At 72.9% G+C, this 17955-nt stretch carries 17 protein-coding genes and 1 tRNA gene; 11 read left to right on the plus strand and 7 right to left on the minus strand.

Annotated features, from left to right (window positions below):
- A partial coding sequence (locus VGH85_09885) for an SDR family oxidoreductase (GenBank protein ID HEY2174105.1) occupies nt 1-704 on the plus strand: 704 nt, incomplete at its 5' end.
- Nucleotides 705-844: 140 nt separating this feature from the next.
- A tRNA-Sec gene (locus tag VGH85_09890) sits at nt 845-939 on the plus strand.
- A 21-nt stretch (nt 940-960) separates the two neighbouring features.
- Here VGH85_09890 and VGH85_09895 read toward each other — a convergent pair.
- Together VGH85_09895 and VGH85_09900 are read right to left on the minus strand one after the other, a co-directional pair.
- A complete protein-coding gene (locus VGH85_09895) occupies nt 961-1863 on the minus strand; it encodes an undecaprenyl-diphosphate phosphatase (protein ID HEY2174106.1) in 903 nt (300 codons plus the stop codon).
- 46 nt (nt 1864-1909) lie between these two features.
- Nucleotides 1910-3616 (minus strand): GMC family oxidoreductase, encoded by a 1707-nt coding sequence (locus VGH85_09900; protein HEY2174107.1) that lies wholly within the window; start codon nt 3614-3616, stop codon nt 1910-1912.
- A 132-nt stretch (nt 3617-3748) separates the two neighbouring features.
- Here VGH85_09900 and selA point away from each other — a divergent pair, with 132 nt between their 5' ends.
- From selA to VGH85_09930, 6 genes are all read left to right on the plus strand, one after another.
- A complete protein-coding gene (gene selA / locus VGH85_09905; GenBank protein HEY2174108.1) occupies nt 3749-5062 on the plus strand; it encodes an L-seryl-tRNA(Sec) selenium transferase in 1314 nt (437 codons plus the stop codon).
- A 112-nt stretch (nt 5063-5174) separates the two neighbouring features.
- Nucleotides 5175-6935 carry a selenocysteine-specific translation elongation factor gene (selB, locus tag VGH85_09910; protein HEY2174109.1) on the plus strand — a complete coding sequence of 587 codons (1761 nt, stop codon included), beginning with the start codon at nt 5175-5177 and terminating at the stop codon, nt 6933-6935.
- A 9-nt stretch (nt 6936-6944) separates the two neighbouring features.
- Nucleotides 6945-7778, plus strand: a complete 834-nt coding sequence (gene fdhD / locus VGH85_09915; protein HEY2174110.1) for a formate dehydrogenase accessory sulfurtransferase FdhD — start codon at nt 6945-6947, stop codon at nt 7776-7778.
- Nucleotides 7775-8365 (plus strand): NTP transferase domain-containing protein, encoded by a 591-nt coding sequence (locus VGH85_09920; protein ID HEY2174111.1) that lies wholly within the window; start codon nt 7775-7777, stop codon nt 8363-8365. Before fdhD ends, VGH85_09920 begins: the two co-directional genes overlap by 4 nt.
- The gene (locus tag VGH85_09925; protein HEY2174112.1) at nt 8362-8622 is read left to right on the plus strand and encodes a DUF6457 domain-containing protein; all 261 of its coding nucleotides are present in this window, start codon (nt 8362-8364) and stop codon (nt 8620-8622) included. Before VGH85_09920 ends, VGH85_09925 begins: the two co-directional genes overlap by 4 nt.
- Nucleotides 8619-9773, plus strand: coding sequence for a molybdopterin molybdotransferase MoeA (locus VGH85_09930; GenBank protein ID HEY2174113.1), 1155 nt, complete (start codon nt 8619-8621; stop codon nt 9771-9773). The genes VGH85_09925 and VGH85_09930 overlap by 4 nt, the downstream gene beginning before the upstream one ends.
- Before the next feature lie 13 nt (nt 9774-9786).
- Here the strand turns inward: VGH85_09930 and VGH85_09935 are convergent, their stop codons facing one another.
- Both VGH85_09935 and VGH85_09940 read right to left on the minus strand, forming a co-directional pair.
- On the minus strand, nt 9787-10524 hold the full coding sequence (locus VGH85_09935) for a hypothetical protein (protein ID HEY2174114.1): 738 nt from the start codon (nt 10522-10524) through the stop codon (nt 9787-9789).
- Nucleotides 10525-10638: 114 nt separating this feature from the next.
- Nucleotides 10639-11091 carry a MaoC family dehydratase gene (locus VGH85_09940; GenBank protein ID HEY2174115.1) on the minus strand — a complete coding sequence of 151 codons (453 nt, stop codon included), beginning with the start codon at nt 11089-11091 and terminating at the stop codon, nt 10639-10641.
- 103 nt (nt 11092-11194) lie between these two features.
- On the opposite strand from VGH85_09940, the gene VGH85_09945 reads away from it, so the two are divergent.
- Entirely contained in the window at nt 11195-11863 is a 669-nt protein-coding gene (locus VGH85_09945; GenBank protein HEY2174116.1) for a response regulator transcription factor, read from the plus strand.
- 12 nt (nt 11864-11875) lie between these two features.
- Nucleotides 11876-13120, plus strand: a complete 1245-nt coding sequence (locus VGH85_09950; GenBank protein HEY2174117.1) for an ATP-binding protein — start codon at nt 11876-11878, stop codon at nt 13118-13120.
- Between the two features lie 22 nt (nt 13121-13142).
- On the opposite strand, the gene VGH85_09955 is transcribed toward VGH85_09950, so the two are convergent.
- Nucleotides 13143-13622, minus strand: a complete 480-nt coding sequence (locus VGH85_09955; protein HEY2174118.1) for a GtrA family protein — start codon at nt 13620-13622, stop codon at nt 13143-13145.
- Between the two features lie 108 nt (nt 13623-13730).
- Here VGH85_09955 and VGH85_09960 point away from each other — a divergent pair, with 108 nt between their 5' ends.
- Nucleotides 13731-14885, plus strand: a complete 1155-nt coding sequence (locus VGH85_09960; protein HEY2174119.1) for an acyl-CoA dehydrogenase family protein — start codon at nt 13731-13733, stop codon at nt 14883-14885.
- Between the two features lie 115 nt (nt 14886-15000).
- Here the strand turns inward: VGH85_09960 and VGH85_09965 are convergent, their stop codons facing one another.
- Together VGH85_09965 and VGH85_09970 are read right to left on the minus strand one after the other, a co-directional pair.
- On the minus strand, nt 15001-16932 hold the full coding sequence (locus tag VGH85_09965) for a sigma-70 family RNA polymerase sigma factor (GenBank protein ID HEY2174120.1): 1932 nt from the start codon (nt 16930-16932) through the stop codon (nt 15001-15003).
- A 132-nt stretch (nt 16933-17064) separates the two neighbouring features.
- Nucleotides 17065-17955, minus strand: an 891-nt coding sequence (locus VGH85_09970) for a hypothetical protein (GenBank protein HEY2174121.1), incomplete at its 5' end; no start/stop codon positions are given.

Raw genomic sequence — 17955 nt, forward strand, 5'->3', positions numbered from 1 at the left:
AGCAGGGCGCCGCGATCGTTGTCACCGACCTCGACGACACGGCGGTCCGCGAGGTCGTCGAGCACGGGACGGGCGACGGCTCGAGCGTGATCGGCCGGGTCATGGACGTCACCGACGCCGCGCAGGTCACCCGCGTCGTCGAGGAGGCCGCCAACGAACTGGGGCCGGTCGACATTCTCGTCAACAACGCGGCGATCGCCCCGGCCGAGTCGTTCCTCGACACCCCGCTCGAGCAGTGGGACCACATCTTCGACGTCATCGTCAAGGGTGCCGTGCACGGTGCGCGGGCGGTGCTGCCGGCGATGATCGAGCACCGTCGCGGCAGCATCATCAACATCGCGTCGGTCAACGGCCTGAGCTTCTACGGCGACCCGGCCTACAGCGCCGCCAAGGCCGCACTGATCTCGCTCACCCGCACCCTCGCCGCGATGTACGGCGACTCCAACGTGCGTACCAACGCGATCGCCCCGGGCACGGTCCGCGGCCCGATCTGGACGGACCGGCTTGCCCGCGACCCCGACACGCTCACCAAGCTGGCCCGCTGGTATCCGCTCGGCCGGGTCGGCGAGCCGCCCGACATCGCCGAGGCGGCATGCTTCCTCGCCTCCGACCGGGCCGCCTGGATCAGCGGCGCCGTACTCCCGGTGGACGGCGGCCTCGGAGCCGGCAACGTCGAGATGGCCCGCGACACCGGCGGCTTCTGACCCGACGTTCGCCCGCTTCCCGCTCCCTCTCCCGTGATCAAGAGGGGATTTCGGTACGAAACGCCGTACGAATCCCCTCTTGATCATGGGGAGGCGGGGGGAGTGCGCGGCGGACGGGCGGCGTCGTTAGCCTCGCGGGCGGAGGCGTATCCGGCCTGGTGACCGGCGCGGTCTTCAAAACCGTAGAGGCCGAGGATCTCGGTCTGGCGGGTTCGATTCCCGTCCGCCTCCGCCACACACCGCCCGGCCGGCGCGCTCAGCTGAAGTAGATGACGCACGCGCCGCCGAAGAGCACGCAGTAGATCGCGAACGGCGTGAGGGTGCGGGTCTCGAAGTAGCGGGTCAGGAATTTGACCGAGATCAGAGCCGCGACGAAGGCCGCGACGCTGCCGACGACGACCTGCCCGCGGATGCCGTTGCCCAGCGGGCCGGCGAGGTCCGGCAGCTTGTAGACGCCGGCGCCGAGGATGATCGGCGTCGCGAGCAGGAACGCGAACCGCACCGCCTGCTCGTGGTTCAGGCCGCGCAGCAGACCGGCCACCATCGTCACCCCGGAGCGGCTGATCCCGGCGAAGAGCGCCGTTATCTGCGCCACGCCGATTATCACGGCGCTGCCCACCCCGATCCGAGCCACGATCCCCGGCTCGTCCGTCACGTCGGGATCGGTGGACATCGGACGGTCCGGGTCCCGGTCGGCGAACCGGCGACGCAGGAACTCCCCGCTGAAGAGCACCAGCCCATTGATGGTCAGGAAGATCGAGGCCGCGAGCGGCTTCGCGAAGAGCGTCCGCAGCGGGTGTTCGAGCAGCAGGCCGACGAGCCCGGCCGGGATGGTCGCGATGATCAGCAGCCAGATCATCTTCTCGTCGACGGTCTCGATACGGCGCCGCGCGATCGAGGAGAAGAGCCCGCGGATCAGCCGGACCCAGTCGCGCCAGAAGAAGAGCAGCAGGGCCAGCGCGGTCGCGACGTGCAGGCCCACGATGAACGCGAGGTACGGCGACTCGGACTCCGACTGCTGGGTGACCAACTGTTCCCACGAACCGCCGATCAGCGCCGGCACCAGGATCGAGTGCCCGAGGCTCGACACCGGGAACAGCTCACTGACGCCCTGCAGCAGTCCGATCGACACGGCCTGCAGATAGCTCAGCTGGGACATTCGGCGACCCCGTACTCGTCGTGGGCGGACACGGTGCGCGGTCAGATTACGGGGCCGCGGTGCCTCCCGGCGTCGGGTGACGCGCCGGGACCGCCGGCGAGCGGGCGGCGACCGGCTCGATCCGCCGGTACGGCGCCCCCAACGCCGGTCGCGGATCGGCCGCGCCCTTGTTGGGCCACAGCGCCATCGCGCGCTCGGCCTGGGCGGTGATCGTCAGCGCCGGGTTGACCCCGAGGTTCGCCGAGACGGCGGAGCCGTCGACGACGTGCAGCCCGGGATGGCCATAGACCCGGTGATAGGCGTCGATCACCCCCGTGCCCGCGTCCGCGCCGATCGCGCAGCCGCCGAGGAAGTGCGCCGTCATCGGGATGTTGGCCACGTCACCCACTGTCCCGCCGGGCCAGCCGCCGATCCGGGTGGCGAGCCGGCGTACGACGTCGTGCGCGACCGGGATCCAGGACGGGTTGGGCGCGCCGTGACCCGGGCGGGACGTCAGCCGGGTGCGACCGAGGGGCCCGCGCCGCCGTACCACCGTGATCGAGTTGTCCAGCGACTGCATCGCCAGCGCGATGATGGTGCGCTCGGACCATTGGCGTACGTCGACGCTGCGGGCGAGCCGCGCCGGATGACGGGCCGCGGCGCCGAGCCACTTCGCCCACCGCGGCACCGGCCCGCCGCCGTCGACCTGCAGCGTGCCGAGCAGGCCCATCGCATTGGACCCCCGGCCGTAGCGCACCGGCTCGATGTGGGTGTGCTCGTCAGCCTCGAACGACGACGAGATCGCCACCCCGCGGGTGTAATCCACAGTGGACTCGTTGCGGGTGGCGCCGAGCAGGGCCTCGGAGTTGGTGCGGGTCAGCACTCCGAGCCTCGCGGACACATCGGGGAGTTGACCGTCGGCGACCGCCCGGTGCAGCAGCTGCTGCGTGCCCCATGCCCCTGCGGCGAGCACGACCTGCCTGGCCGTGAAGGTGCGCGTGGTGCGCCGGGCCCGCCAGGTGCCGGTGCGGACGGTGTCGACGGTGTATCCGCCGCCGCCCGGGGTGATCCGGGTGACCGTCGTCAGCGGGTGGACGACGGCGCCGGCCCGCTCGGCGAGGTAGAGGTAATTGGTGGTCAGGGTGTTCTTGGCGCCGTGCCGGCACCCGGTCATGCACTGTCCACACTGGATGCAGGTACGCCGGGACGGCCCCACCCCGCCGAAGTACGGGTCGTCGACCTCGGTGCCCGGCGCGACGCCCTCAGCGCCGAAGAAGACGCCGACCGGCGTCAGACGGAACGTGTCACCGACGCCCATCTCCTCGGCTACCGCCTTCATCTCCTCGTCGGCGGGCGTCATGGTCGGGTTGCGGGTCACGCCCAGCATCCGGCTGGCCTCCGCGTAGTACGGCGCGAGCTCGGCCCGCCAGTCGGTGATGTCGCGCCACTGTGTGTCGTCGTAGAAGGCCTGCGGCGGCTCGTAAAGGGTGTTGGCGTAGTTGAGCGATCCGCCGCCGACACCGGCTCCGGCGAGGACGACGACGTTGCGCAGCAGATGGATCCGCTGGATGCCGGTGCAGCCCAGCCTCGGTGCCCACAGGAAGTTGCGCAGGTCCCAGGACGTCGCCGGCAGCGTCGCCGGATCGAACCGCCGACCGGCCTCGAGTACGCCGACCCGGTAGCCCTTCTCCGCCAGCCGGAGCGCGGTCACCGACCCGCCGAAGCCCGAGCCGACGACCAGGACGTCGTAGTCGGCGGACCTGTCCGGATCGATCGTCACCTGGTCCTCCCCGGGGCGGCCCGTCCGCTGCCCGACCGGACCCGCACCAGCAGTGTGCCGCCCGGCACCGGCCCGCGTCGACCGTCCGGGCCGGATCGAGCCGCGGGCGGCGTAGCGTCGCGCAACGTGGACGACCTCCGCCGGCGGGTACCGCGCACCGACGCCGTGCTCGCCGACCCGCGGCTGGCGCCGGCGTTGCGGCGGCTGCACCGCGACGTGGTGAAGGCAGCGGTCGCCGAGGCCCAGCAACGTTGCCGGACGGGGGAGATCGGCCCCGACGGCGTGGTCGAGGCGGCGCTGTCCGCGCTGCCCCCGGCGGCGGCGACCCTGCGGCCGGTGCTCAACGCCACCGGCGTATTGCTGCACACCAACCTCGGCCGGGCGCCGCTGTCCGACGCGGCGCGGGACGCCCTGCTCACCGCGAGCGGCAGTACCGACGTCGAGCTCGACCTCGCGACCGGCCGGCGCGGCCGACGGGGACGCGGCACGATCGCCGCGCTGGCCGACGCCGTACCGGACGCTGCGGGCGTGCACGTGGTGAACAACAACGCGGCGGCTCTCGTGCTGGTCGCGACCGCCCTTGCCCAGGGCCGCGAGATCGTGATCAGCCGCGGCGAGATGGTGGAGATCGGGGACGGGTTCCGGCTGCCCGACCTGCTCGCGTCGACCGGCGCGCGGCTGCGCGAGGTGGGGACGACCAACCGCACCGTGCTGCGCGACTACGCCGACGCGGTCGGTCCGGACACCGGCTTCATCCTCAAGGTGCACCCGTCGAACTTCAGCGTCTCCGGCTTCACCACCTCGGCGTCGGTCACCGAGCTGGCCGGCCTGCCCACACCGCTGGTGGTGGACATCGGCTCCGGGCTGCTCGCCGCGCATCCCGCGCTGCCGGATGAGCCGGACGCGGCCACGACGTTGCGCGCCGGGGCGGACCTGGTCACCGCGAGCGGCGACAAGCTGCTCGGTGGCCCGCAGGCGGGGCTGCTGCTCGGCCGGGCCGACCTGGTCGAGCGGCTCCGTCGGCATCCGCTGGCCCGCGCCCTGCGGGTCGACAAGCTGACCTTGGCCGCGCTGGAGGCCACCCTGCGTGGCGCGGGGATACCGACGGTGCAGGCGCTGGAGGCCGACCGGGCGACGCTGGTCGGCCGCGCTGCCGCCATTGCCGAGACGTTGCGCGCGGCCGGGATCGCCGCCGACGTCGCCGAGACCGACGCCGAGGTGGGCGGCGGCGGCGCACCTGGCGTGCTGCTGCCCAGCGCTGCGGTGAGCCTGCCGGCGCCGTACGCCGAGCTGCTGCGCCACGGCGAGCCGGCCGTACTCGGCCGGGTCGAGAACGGCCGGTGCCTGCTCGATCTGCGCGCGGTTCCGGCGGCGATGGACGACCGGCTGCGCGCCGCCGTCGTCGCCGCGACCCCGACCGACCCGCCCCATTCCGCGTGAACGTGACGTTCACGCGCTCTAGCCGCATCAACGTCACGTTGACGCGGAATGGCTGCGCCCCCAAGCCGAATGGAGAGCCGCATCGAGTGCCGGATCGAAGCGGGTGGCGGTGATGTACGTCGTCGCGACCGCGGGACACGTCGACCACGGCAAGTCGACACTGGTCCGGGCGCTGACCGGGATGGAGCCCGACCGCTGGGCCGAGGAACGTCGCCGCGGCATGACCATCGACCTCGGCTACGCGTGGACCACGCTCCCGTCCGGCGGGACGGTCGCTTTCGTCGACGTACCAGGGCATGAGCGGTTCGTCGGCAACATGCTCGCCGGCGTCGGCCCGGTGCCGGCGGTGCTGCTCGTCGTCGCCGCCGACGAGGGCTGGATGCCCCAATCGGCAGAGCATCTCGACGCCCTCGACGCGCTCGGGGTGCAGCACGGCCTGCTCGCCGTCACCCGCGCCGACCTGGCCGACCCGGCGCCCGCCATGGAAAGCGCGCGGGCCCACATCGCCCGGACGTCACTCGGACAGGTCGAGGCGGTGGCGGTCAGCGGCGAGACAGGCACGGGCCTCGACCAGCTGCGGGCCGCGCTGGATCGGCTGGTGGCCGCGCTACCACCGCCGGATCTCACCGCGCCGGTGCGGCTGTGGATCGACCGGGCGTTCACCGTGCGCGGCGCCGGCACGGTCGTCACCGGCACGCTGGCCGCGGGCTCGGTCCGCACCGGTGACCCGCTGCTGATCGCGCCGGGCGGGCGCACCGTCACCGTCCGGGGACTGCAGTCGCTCGGACGACCGGTCGATGCCATGGACGCCACCGCCCGGATCGCCGTCAACCTGCGCGGCGTGCACCCGGACGAGGTACGCCGCGGCACCACCCTGCTGACCCCCGACGCCTGGCTGCTCACCGACCTCGTCGACGTCCGGCTCCGCGGGGACCCGGCCGACGACCTGCCGAGCGAGATGTCGCTGCACGTCGGCTCGGCCGCCGCGCCGGTGCGGGTGCGCCCGCTCGGTGCCGACACCGTGCGGCTCTCGCTCGCGGAGCCGCTGCCGCTGCGGATCGGCGACCGTGCCGTGCTGCGCGATCCGGGGCGGCGCCGGGTCGCCGCCGGGGTGCTCGTGCTCGACGTCCGGCCGCCGGCGTTGTCCCGCCGTGGCGCGGCCCGCGCCCGGGCCGGCGTACTGGCGCGAGCCGACGGGGTGCCGGACGGTGCCGCCGAGCTGCGTCGCCGCCGGCTGATCCGGGTGCCGGAACTGCGGGCGATGGGTGCGGAGCCGCCGGGTGCGCCCGTCGCCGGCGACTGGCTCGCCGACCCGGACCACTGGGCGCAGCTCCGCGTGCAGCTCAATGCTGCCGTCGCCGACCACGCCGCGGCCCACCCGCTCGACCCCGGGCTGCCGGTCGAGGCCGCCCGGCACCTGCTGGACCTGCCCGACGGCCGCCTCGTCCGCGCGCTCGTCGCCCGCCCGATCACGCTGCGGGACGGCAGGTTGTGGGTGGCCGGTCCGCCGCTGCCCGCGGAGCTGACGGCTGCGCTCGACGAGGTACGCCGCGACCTCGCCGACGCGCCGTTCGCGGCGCCCGAGTCGCGCCGGCTCGCCGACCTCGGGCTCGGGTCGCGCCAGCTGGCCGCCGCCGTCCGGGCCGGTGAGCTGCTCAAGGTCACCGACGGCGTCTACCTGTTGCCGGGCGCCGACGCGCGTGCCGCGCAGGTGGTCGGCGGGCTGCCGCAACCGTTCACCACCAGCGAGGCCCGGCGGGCCCTCGCCACCAGCCGCCGGGTCGCCGTACCGCTGCTCGAACTGCTCGACCGCCGCGGCCGCACCCAGCGGCTGCCCGACGACCGGCGCCGGGTCGTCGACGCGGCGCCGTAGCCTACGAACATGCCGTCGCGCCCAGCAAGCACCACACGGGCCCGGGTGCAGGTGCTCGAGGACGGGCGGACCGTCGTACGCCGGGACACCGTGACGACCGAGGAGCCGCTCGAGGTCCGGCTCGACGCCGGCGGGATCGTCACGCCGGTCGCGGTCACCATGCGCACCCCGGGCGACGATTTCGCCCTCGCCGCCGGGCTGCTGCACAGCGAGGGGATCCTCGGCGGCCGCGACGAGCTGCGCCAGATCGACTACTGCACCGACATCACGGCGCAGGAACAGGCCTACAACGTCGTGACCGTCGGCATTCGCGGTCCCGTGCCGGACCTGTCCGGGATGGAGCGGCGCGGCACCATGTCATCGGCCTGCGGCGTGTGCGGCAAGACCAGCCTCGAGGCACTGAAGGTGCGTGGCGTCCCGCCGCCGGCCGAGGGACCGCGGATCGACGCCGAGATGCTCTACTCCCTCCCGGACAAGCTCCGTGCGGCGCAGGCGACCTTCGCGGCGACCGGCGGGCTGCACGCCGCGGGGTTGTTCACCGCGGCGGGCGAGCCGCTGCTGGTCAGGGAGGACGTCGGCCGGCACAACGCCGTGGACAAGGTCGTCGGGCAGGAACTGCTCGACGACCGGCTGCCGCTGCGCGACCAGGTGCTCGTAGTAAGCGGCCGGGCCGGTTTCGAGGTCGTGCAGAAGGCGCTCGTCGCCGGGATCGCCGTACTGTGCGCGGTCTCCGCCCCGTCCAGCCTCGCGGTCGCCCTGGCCGAGGAGTTCGGGATGACGCTGGTCGGGTTCCTGCGCGGCCGGCGCTGCAACGTTTATGCCGGCGCCGACCGACTCCGGTGACGCCGCTCCAGGAGTTCGACGCGGTGCTGCTGACCGGCGGTTCGGGCCGCCGGCTCGGTGGCGCGGACAAGCCGGCGTTGCAGGTCGGCGACCGGCCGATCGTGGCGCGGGTTGCCGCCGCCGCGGCCGATGCCGGGCAGCTGATCGTGGTCGGTCCGGCGTACGCCGGGGTGCGGGCCGACGTCGTGGCCCGTGAGGACCCGCCCGGCGGGGGTCCCGCGGCGGCGCTGGTCGCCGGTATCCCGCACGTCCGCGCGGCCCAGGTCGCCGTACTCGGGGGCGACCTGCCGTTCGTCACGGGCGCGGTGCTCGACGACCTGCGCCGCGCGGTCGCCGCCGACGACGGTCCGGCGCTCGCCCTGCTCGTCGACGACGACGGTCGCGACCAGCCGTTGTGCGCGGTGTGGCGCACGGCGGCGCTGCGTACGGCGCTGGCCGGCGTCGGTGCGGGGACGCCGCTGCGGCAGGTGGTGGCCGCCGCGCCGGCCGTGCTCCGCCGTACCGTTCGGGTGCGCGCGGGATCGGCACCGCCGTGGTTCGACTGCGACACACCGGCCGACCTGGCGCGCGCGAGGGAGTGGGGATGAGCACGCTCGAGGAGTGGACCGCGGCGGTATGCCGGGAACTCGACATCACCGACCTGGTGGACGCCGACGGCGCGACCACGCTGGTGCTCGACCTGGCCCGCGACGTGGCGCACGGGGTGGCCCGTCCGGCGGCACCCCTGACGGCGTTCCTCGTCGGGCTCGCCGCCGGCCGCGCCGAGGACCCGGCCGCAGCCGCCGTCGACGCGGCCGGCCGGGTGAGCCGGCTCGTCGAGGGGTGGAGCGCCGAGCCGCGGTGAGACGTACCGGCACCCCGTGGCCGAAGGCCCGGGCCTGCGCGTTCTCCGCGGGCAGCTCGCTCCCGCCCGTCGAGCGGCGCCTCGCCGACGCGGCCGGTGCGACGCTCGCCGCCGCACTGATCGCGCCGCGGCCGCTGCCCAGCGCCGACAGCACGGCGATGGACGGCTACGCGGTCGCCGGACCGGGTCCCTGGCGGGTCGTCGGCCGGCTGCTGGCCGATACGGCCGAGCCGGGTCGGCTGGGTCCGGGGGAGACGGTCGAGATCGCGACCGGTGCGCCGGTGCCGGTTGGGACCGACGCCGTACTGCCGTACGAAGACGCACACCGGGCGGGCGCGACGGTGACCGGCGAGATCGCCGCCGGCCGGCACATCCGGCGGACCGGTGAGACGGTCCCGGCCGATGCGATCCTGGCCGAAGCCGGCACCCCGGTGACACCGGCACTGCTCGGCCTGGCCGCCGGCCTGGGCCTCGACTCGCTGTGCGTCCGGCCCCGGCCGCGGGTCCGCGCGGTGGTCTCCGGCAACGAGGTGGTGACGAGTGGCCCGCCCGGCCCCGGCCGGGTGCGCGACGCGCTCGGACCGGCGCTGCCCGGCCTGATCGCCGGGCTCGGCGGCGACGTCGTGGAGTTGACCCGCGTCGGCGACGACCCGGCGGAGCTCGCCGGGGCCCTGACCGACCCCGCCGGTGACGTGATCCTCACCTGCGGCGGGTCGTCGGTGGGGACGACCGACCCGCTGTCCGACGTGCTCACCGGACTCGGCGCGACCGTCGTCGTCGCCGGGGTCGCCTGCCGGCCGGGCCACCCGCAGGCCCTCGCCGTACTCCCCGACGGCCGGCCGGTCGTCGGTCTGCCCGGAAATCCCTATGCCGCGCTCGTCGCGCTGCTCACGATGCTCGGACCGCTCTGCGCCGGCCTGGCCGGCCGGGCGATGCCGGTGCTCCCGACGGCGCGGCTCGACGGCTGGCACCGCCCGGCGGATCTCACCCGGATCATTGCGGTACGCCGGATCGACGGCGTCACCGTGGCTCCGACCGGGCACGACCGGCCGGCCTCGCTGTGGGGAGCGGCCGTGGCCGACGCGCTCGCCGTGGTACCGCCGGGATGGGCCGGTGAACCGGTGGAGTTGCTGGCGCTCCCGGATCGCTGACCGACGACCCGCCCTAGGACGCGGCAGACGCCGCGGCCACCGATGCGGGCGTCGCTCCGGCGCGGGTGCGCAGCAGGATGTTGACGCTGACGGCGAAGACCCAGGCGGGGAAGACGAGTTCGATCCACGGCACGGTCGTCGCCGTGACCAGCAGCAGGATGCCGACCAGGAAGCCGGACCACGTGATCCACCGGTGGTGCAGTCGCAGCTTCAGCGCGATCATCGAGGTCGAGATGGTGAAGACCGCGGCCATACGCAGCCCGTAGCTGTTCGTGATGTTGTAGATCGTGCTGCGCCCGAACCGCCACAGATCATTCGGCGGCGTACCGCTGTGCTGGTTGGTCACCGTGATCAACCCGACGAAGAGGGCGGCAAGGATGAACAGCATCGCGAGGAAGAGCAGGCCGCTGCCGAGGTAGAGGGTCCCGAAGAACTTGTCCTCCCGGTCGCCGATCTGGGAGCGCACCGCTCCCATGAACCAGAGGAAGAAGATCCCGCAGAACGGCACCAGGGTCAGCCCCACGTGGAGCTCGGTCCGCCCGGTGGGGTTGCCGAGCCACCCGTGCACGTCGTTCGGATTGGCCGGCGCCGCCAGGTGGATCAGGACCACGGCGAGGGTGAAGAGCACGGCGAAGAGGATCCCGGCCCATCCCGCCGCGCTCGGAGTCCGCAGGGCGGCCGGCGTGAGCTGCCCGTTCGCCGACTGGGGGTGCTCCCGGTGGCCGGCCAGACGCGTGCGCAAGCTCGACATGCGTACCTCCACCGGCCTCGTCGGCCCGTAGCCCTCAGGCTCGCGCCGCCCGGATCGGCCGGCATCACCCCAACCGGGTGAAAGCCGCGTTTCCCCGGGCCGGTCCGCCGGGCGTCAGCGGGTCAGGGGCGTACGGCGGCCGAAGAGCCCGCGGAAGGTGACCCGGAAGACCGGCTCCCCGTCGCGCAGCAGCTCGCCGCGCATGATCGCCGTGCCCCGGTCGGCGCGGGTGGCCGAGTCCCGGGTCTCGAGGACGGTGAGCCGGCCGGTGAGCAGGTCGCCACCACGGACCGGGGACAGCCAGCGCAGGTCCTCGCAGCCGGGCGAGCCCTGGCTCGCCGAGTCCGCCAGCAGCGCGTCGACGTAGAGCCGCATGAACAGGCTTCCGGTGAACCAGCCGGAGGCGATCACGCCGTGGAACGGGCTCTGCTCGGCCGCCCGCGGGTCGACGTGGAACGGCTGCGGGTCGAACTGCTTGGCGAAGGCGAGCATCTCCTCCTCGTCGACCGCGGCCGTTCCCAGGTCGAAGACGGCACCCGCCACGAGATCTTCGAAATGCAGGGTCACCGCGCCACGCTCTCACACCGCCGACGCAGCGCGGGGACGCGTCCGGAGTCGACTTTGGACCCGGGTGCGGCGGGCATCGACGTGTTCGGCTTATGGTGACCGCGTGCCTGCCGTATTGCTTGCCGAGGATGATTCGGCCATTTCGGAGCCTTTGTCGCGCGCCCTACAGCGTGAGGGATACGACGTCATAGTCCGCCGGGACGGCCAGTCGGCGTTGCAGAGCGCGCTGTCCGGCCTGGTCGGCCTGGTGGTGTTGGACCTGGGACTGCCGGGGATGGACGGTCTGGAGGTCTGCCGCCGGCTGCGGGCGGCGAAGTCGACCGTGCCGGTGCTGGTGCTGACCGCCCGCACCGACGAGGTGGATTTCGTGGTTGGCCTGGACGCCGGTGCCGACGACTACGTGGCCAAGCCGTTCCGGCTGGCCGAGCTGTTGGCCCGGGTGCGGGCGCTGCTGCGCCGCCGCGGGGTCGACCTGCTGGAGGCCAGCGGGGTACGGCTGGAGATACCGTCGCGGCGGGTCTGGCAGAACGACGCGGAGCTGTCCCTGTCCAACAAGGAGTTCGAGCTACTGCGGGTGCTGCTGGAGCGGGCCGGCACCGTGGTGACCCGCGACGAGATCATGCGCGACGTGTGGGACGACACGGAGGGCACCGCCTCCAAGACGCTGGACATGCACGTCTCCTGGCTGCGCCGCAAACTCGGCGACGACCCGCAGAACTCCCGGCTGCTGTCCACCGTGCGAGGGGTCGGATTCCGCTTCGAGCGCGGCTGACCCGGGTCCGCCATGCGGCGCCGGCTTCTGCTGTCGACGCTCGGCGTCGTGGCGGTCGCCATTCTGGTGCTCGGGCTGCCGCTGCTCATCGTGACGGTCCGGTTGATCTCCGACGTCGCCAACAACGACCTGCTGCGTGAGACACAGGCCGTGCAGGCCTACGTCGAGGACCGGATCGGCCTCGGCGAGATCTCCCCGCGGCGGCTGGCCCGACTGGTGCCCGCGGGTCAGCAGGTCCAGGTCACCCTTCCCTCCGGCGCGGTCGTCAACTCCGGCCCGCACCTGGGGAAGGACGCCATCTCCCAGAGCGTGTCGGTCCGCGAAGGGGGCCGGGTCGAGGTCGCGCGGCCGGCCGCGGGGATCCGCCAGGAACAGCTCAGCGCCGGGCTCCTGGTGCTCGGCCTCGCGCTCCTGTCCGCGGCCGCCGCGGCCGGGGTCGCCGTACTCTCCGCCCGTCGGTTGTCCGGCCCGCTGCTCGACGTCGCCGACCGGGCGGCCCGCCTCGGTGCCGGTGACTTCCGCCTCTCCCCGACCCGGCACGGCGTACCCGAGTTGGACCGGGTCTCCGACGTGCTCGACCGCAGCGCCAACGAGATCGCCGAGCTGGTACGCCGGGAGCGCGATCTCGCCAGCGACGTGTCGCATCAACTCCGGACCCGGCTGACGGCGCTGCAGATGCGGCTGGAGGAGATCGCGCTCTCCGACGATCCCGACGTACGGACCGAGGCCGTCGCGGCACTGGAGCAGGCCGAACGCCTCTCCGGCGTGGTCAACGAACTGCTGGCCCAGGCCCGGCACGCGCGCGCGGCCGGCGCCGAGGTGGTCGACGTCGCCCACGAGCTTCGCGTCATCGTCGCCGAGCACGCGCCCGCGATCGCCCGGGTCGGGCGGTCGGTCGGCGTCGTCGCCGAGCCGGGGCTGGTGGCGACCGCGACCCCGGGTCGGCTGCATCAGGCGGTCGGCGCGCTGGTGGACAACGCGGTGCAGCACGGTGCCGGGTCGGTGCGGGTGACGGCGCACATCGCCGGAACCAACGTCGTCGTGGAGGTGACCGACGAGGGGGCGGGTGTCGCGCCCGACCTCGTGCCGTCGCTCTTCGAGCGCGGGGTGAGCGGGTCCAACAGCACCGGCCTCGGCCTCGCACTGGCCCGGGCGCTCGTCGAGGCCGACGGCGGGCGGCTGGAATTGCGCAGATCCTCACCGCCGGTATTCACGGTCTACCTGGCTCGTGCGGAGCTGGGCGGAGAACTCGGCTGAACGGGCCCTGGCCGGCGCCGGGTCAGGACAGGCCGGCGGCCGAGTGCGCATCCGAGCGTTCGTCCGCCCGCTGCTTGCTCAGGAACACCCACCGCTTGTAGGACCAGAACCGGAAGATCGAGCCCAGACCGATCCCGATCAGGTTGGCCACATTGAGCGCGAACGGGCTCGACAGACCGAAGCCGTAGTGCACCAGCGCGATCACGGCCAGCCCGATCAGCAGGGCCACGCCGTTGAGCAGGAAGAACAGGGTGTATTCACGACCGAGTCCGGTGCGGGCGCGGTGCGAGAACGACCAGTGCCGGTTCATGAAGTAGGACAGGGTGGTCGAGATCGTCGTGGAGATGACCTTGGCGGTCAGCGGGCCGAGGCCGGCGCCGAAGTGCAGCGCGTTGAAGATGCCGACGTCGACGGCCAGGTTGACGGCGCCGACAACGCCGAAAGCGGACAGCTCTTTGACGATGATTCGCCACGGGGTGCTGAACCGGCTCGCAAGACGCACCCCGTCAGTGTAGGGACCGCGTGCGAGTATTACCGGACAGCCCGGTGCGATCCACCCGGTCGAATCGTCCGCCGCCCGACCCGGGTGGCTTCGAGAGGATGAGCCGAGATGCCCGACTACTGCCTCGACGCCGAGCAGGAGACGTTCCGTCGTACGGTCGAGGATTTCGCCCGCACCGTCGTCGCGCCGCAGGCCGCCGAGTCCGATCAGAACAGCACCTTCCCGTATCCCGTCGTCAAGCAGATGGCGGACATGGGGCTGTTCGGCCTGCCCTTCCCCGAGGAGTACGGCGGGATGGGCGGCGATTACTTCGCGCTCTGTTTGGCGATTGAAGAGCTGGCCCGGGCCGACTCGTCCGTCGCGATCACCCTCGAGGCCGGCGTATCACTCGGGGCGATGCCGGTCTATGCGTTCGGGAACGAGACGCAGAAGCAGGAGTGGCTGCCGCGGCTGACGTCGGGGCAGGCCCTCGGCGCATTCGGGTTGACCGAGCCCGGTGGCGGCTCCGACGCCGGGGCGACCCGCACCACCGCCCGGTTGGACGGCGACGAGTGGGTCATCAACGGCTCGAAGTGCTTCATCACCAACGCCGGGACCGACATCAGCGAGCTGGTCACCGTCACCGCGGTCACCGGGACGGGGGGCGACGGCCGCAAGGAGATCTCCTCGATCATGGTTCCGATTCCGCGGGCCGGCTTCTCCGCGTCGAAGAACTACTCGAAGGTCGGCTGGCACGCCTCGGACACCCGGGAACTGTCCTTCGACGACTGCCGGGTACCGAGTGCCAATCTGCTCGGCGAGCGCGGCCGGGGTTACGCCAACTTCCTGTCCATCCTCGACGGCGGGCGCATCGCGATCGCCGCGCTCGGCGTCGGTCTGGCACAGGCCTGTGTCGATGAGTCGGTGCGCTACTCCCGGGAGCGTCAGGCGTTCGGCAAACCGATCGGTGCCAATCAGGCGATCGCGTTCACCATCGCCGACATGGAGACGCGGACCCACGTCGCCCGGCTCGCCTATTACGACGCCGCTGCGCGCATGGTCGCCGGTAAGCCGTTCAAGAAGCAGGCCGCCATCGCGAAGCTCTACTCCTCGCAGATCGCCGTCGACAACGCGCGCGACGCGACCCAGATCTTCGGCGGCTACGGGTTCATGAACGAGTTCGCCGTGGCCCGGCACTGGCGCGACTCGAAGGTGCTCGAGATCGGCGAGGGCACCTCAGAGGTGCAGCGCATCCTGATCGCCCGCGAACTCGGCGTCGGCTGACCCGCTCCCTCGACCGCCCGCCGTCCGAAGTTGCCGCCCCCCATTCCGCTTGAACGTCACGTTCAAGCGCTCTAGCCGCATCAACGTCACGTTGACGCGGAATGGGGAGCGGCCGTCAGAGGATGGGGAGCGAGCCGACGACGGGGAGTGCCGCGGACGAGTGCGCCGATCCACCGCTCGAGTCGTGCGCGGTCGCGCCGACCAGCCCGTTGCCGAGGGCGGAGGCGAGCACCGGCAGCCTGATGCTCGCCGATGCCCCCGCCTTCAGCGATCCCATCGAGCAGGTCGCCGAACTGCCGCCTCCACTGCACGCTCCGGAGGGTTGGGCGAGTACGCCGGCCGGCAGCGACAGATCGACCGCGACTCCCGTCGCTGTGCTTCCGCCGCTGTTGTGCACGGTCACCGTGAGACCCGTCGAGATGCCGAGGACCAGGGTGTGCACCGAGATCGTCGGCGAGTTCAGGACCGGCGGCGGTGGCGCCGGCGGCTTCGTGGGTGGCTTTGTCGGCGGCTTCGTGGGTGGCTTCGTCGGCGGCTTTGTGGACGGCGGGGGGCTGTGGGTCGGCGGATTTGTCGTGGGCGGCGGGTTGCCGGTGGGCTGGGTGGTCCCGGTCGGCGTCGGGCCGCCGGTCGGCGCGGTGGTGGGGCCGGTCGGCGCGGTGGTCGGACCGGTCGGCGTACCCCCACCGGGCGGGTTTTGACCGGGGGGACCTTGACCGGGCGGGTTCTGGCCGGCCGGCCCGGTCGCCGTCGGGGTCGACGAGGTGCCCGGGGACGGACCCGGACCGAGCAGTCCACCGCCCGGGGCGTTGGTCCCGGCGTGCGGACCGTGTGCGCCCGAGCCGCCGGTTCCCGGCGCCCCGGATGTCGCCGTGGGTCGGCCAGACGTCGACGAAGTCGGCTGACCGGGTCTCGCCGAGCCGCTCGGCGGAGCGCTCAACGTCAGACCACCCGGTGGTGGCGACCCGATCGTCCCGGTGTTGTCGCCGCTGCCGAGGAGCAGGCTCGCGACCACGGCGCCGACGACGGCGGCGGCCGCGGCACCGGCGGCGATCTGCCCGGCCCCGACACTCGAAAGGTGCGCCAGCCGCGAGATAGCAGCCGGCACTCCAGCACCCGACCCCGTGGCTGATGCGGAACCGGTCGCCGCCGACGTACCGGCCGAAGCAGCCGCGGCGGTGGCACCGGCACCGGCCGCGGAAGCGGACCTGGCGGTGAGCTCGAGATAACCGGCCACGAACGGCAGGCCGAGGACCAACGGCGCGATGACCCCGCGCAGCCCCGCGTTGACGTCGAGGAGTTCATCCGCGAGCGCGCGACATTGCGGGCAGTCGGAGAGATGCCCCTCGACCCGTCGGGCGTCGCGCCGGGCCAGACCCTTGCGGGTCCATGCGCCGAGCCGTTCGACGGTGGTCCGACAGCGCTGCCCGTTAGGGCTCGTCAGGTGCACCTGCAGATACGCCTGCCGCAGGCCCTCGCGGGCCCGGTAGGCGAGCGCCGAGACGCCGTTCGGGGTGAGCCCGAGCAGCGGGGCTACGTCGGATGCCTCGGCGCCCTCGATCTCGGTGTGCCACAGCACCATCTGCCAGCGTTCCGGCAGATCGGCGAACGCGCGTGCAGCCATCGACGCCTCGAGCGCCGAGACTACGAGGTCGTCGAACGGCACGCCGCGGTCGTGCGCGGCCATGTCGGCACTGGAGGTCACTCGACGGTCGCGCCGCGCCTTGTCGTAGAAGGTGTTGCGCACCGTGGTCAACAGGTAGGCGCGGAACGCCGTGTCCGGACCACGACCGGCCTGCAGGGCGTCGAGGATCCGCGCGAACGCCTCGGCCACCAGGTCGTCGGCGTCGGCGTCGCTGCGGGTGAGTTGGCGAGCCAGGTTCCGGGCCGCTCCGGCATGCCGCGCCCAGAGCTGCCCGTAGGCGTGGCGCGCCTGGTCGGTCTGTTCGGCGCGGCTCCCACGCCGGGGACCCGGCTGGATGGATGGCCGTCGTACGGCGGCGATGAGCTCAGTGTCGGTCAGGGCTTCGGTCGGGGTGGTCGGCACAAGCCTCCCTTCGGCAACAGGTGATGGCGACGTACCCGACCTGAGGATGGGGGGCTCGGACGGCAAGCAGCCGAGGGAATTGTGGCACTTGGCGCACGCCAAGGGAACCGTGCGAGGACGACGGACCTGCGATCAGAGTCCCGGGAGTGAGGGTGTGGGGACCGGCAGTGACGGCGTCGGCACCGGAAGTGCGGGCGCGCTAGGTGCCGATGTCGCGGTCGAGGTCGTGGTCGCCGGCGGCGGACTGGACCGCACCGGGGCCGCGGTCGACGGCGTCGCAGGCGTCGGCAGGGGAGCCGCGGGTGTCGGCAGGCTCGGCACCGGCGGTGTCGTGGCCTTGGGCAGCGGCGGGGTCGTCACCTTCGGCAGGGTCGGGCTCGGCAGCGGCGGTGTCGTGACCTTCGGCAGGGTCGGGCTCGGCACCGGCGGTGTCGTGACCTTGGGCAGCGGCGGCGTGGTGACCTTGGGCAGCGGCGGGGTCGTCACCTTCGGAAGGGTCGGGGTCGGGAGGCTCGGCAAAGCGGGCGCTGAGACCTTCGGGAGCGCCGGGGTGGGGAGACTCGGCAGCGCCGGAACAGAGACCGTTGGCAGGGTCGGGAGCTTCGGTAGTGCCGGAGTGGTGACCTTGGGCAGCGCCGGAATCCCTACCGCCGGCAACTTCGGCAGCGCAGAGCTGACCTTCGGCAGCGCGGAGGTGACGTCGGGCAGCGCGGAGGTGACGTCGGGCACGGCCGGGATCCCTACCGCCGGTAGGGCGGAGGTGACCTTGGGAAGGACAGACGTGACGTCGGGCAGGGCCGGGATCCCTACTGTCGGCAGCGCCGAGGTGACCTTGGGCAGCGCGGAGGTGACCGTGCCCAACGCGGGAACCGACACCGTCGGCAGGCTCGGGAGCGACGTAGAGATGGTCGGCAACGAAATCGGGAGGTTGGGCAGCGACGCGTTGACCAGCGGCAGTGCAACCGCGGACTGTGCGGAGTGCCCGCTCGAGTCGCGGACACTGATGTTCACCAGGCCACCGTT

The organism is Mycobacteriales bacterium, from assembly GCA_036497565.1.
Lineage (GTDB): Bacteria > Actinomycetota > Actinomycetes > Mycobacteriales > QHCD01 > DASXJE01.

What these genes read in the sequence shown, in the direction of transcription:
- VGH85_09960 (HEY2174119.1), top strand. Translation starts at nt 13,731, where the DNA reads ATGCCCGACTACTGCCTCGACGCCGAGCAGGAGACGTTCCGTCGTACG.
- selB (HEY2174109.1), top strand. Translation starts at nt 5,175, where the DNA reads ATGTACGTCGTCGCGACCGCGGGACACGTCGACCACGGCAAGTCGACA.
- VGH85_09925 (HEY2174112.1), top strand. Translation starts at nt 8,362, where the DNA reads ATGAGCACGCTCGAGGAGTGGACCGCGGCGGTATGCCGGGAACTCGAC.
- VGH85_09895 (HEY2174106.1), bottom strand. Translation starts at nt 1,863, where the DNA reads ATGTCCCAGCTGAGCTATCTGCAGGCCGTGTCGATCGGACTGCTGCAG.
- VGH85_09950 (HEY2174117.1), top strand. Translation starts at nt 11,876, where the DNA reads ATGCGGCGCCGGCTTCTGCTGTCGACGCTCGGCGTCGTGGCGGTCGCC.
- VGH85_09935 (HEY2174114.1), bottom strand. Translation starts at nt 10,524, where the DNA reads ATGTCGAGCTTGCGCACGCGTCTGGCCGGCCACCGGGAGCACCCCCAG.
- fdhD (HEY2174110.1), top strand. Translation starts at nt 6,945, where the DNA reads ATGCCGTCGCGCCCAGCAAGCACCACACGGGCCCGGGTGCAGGTGCTC.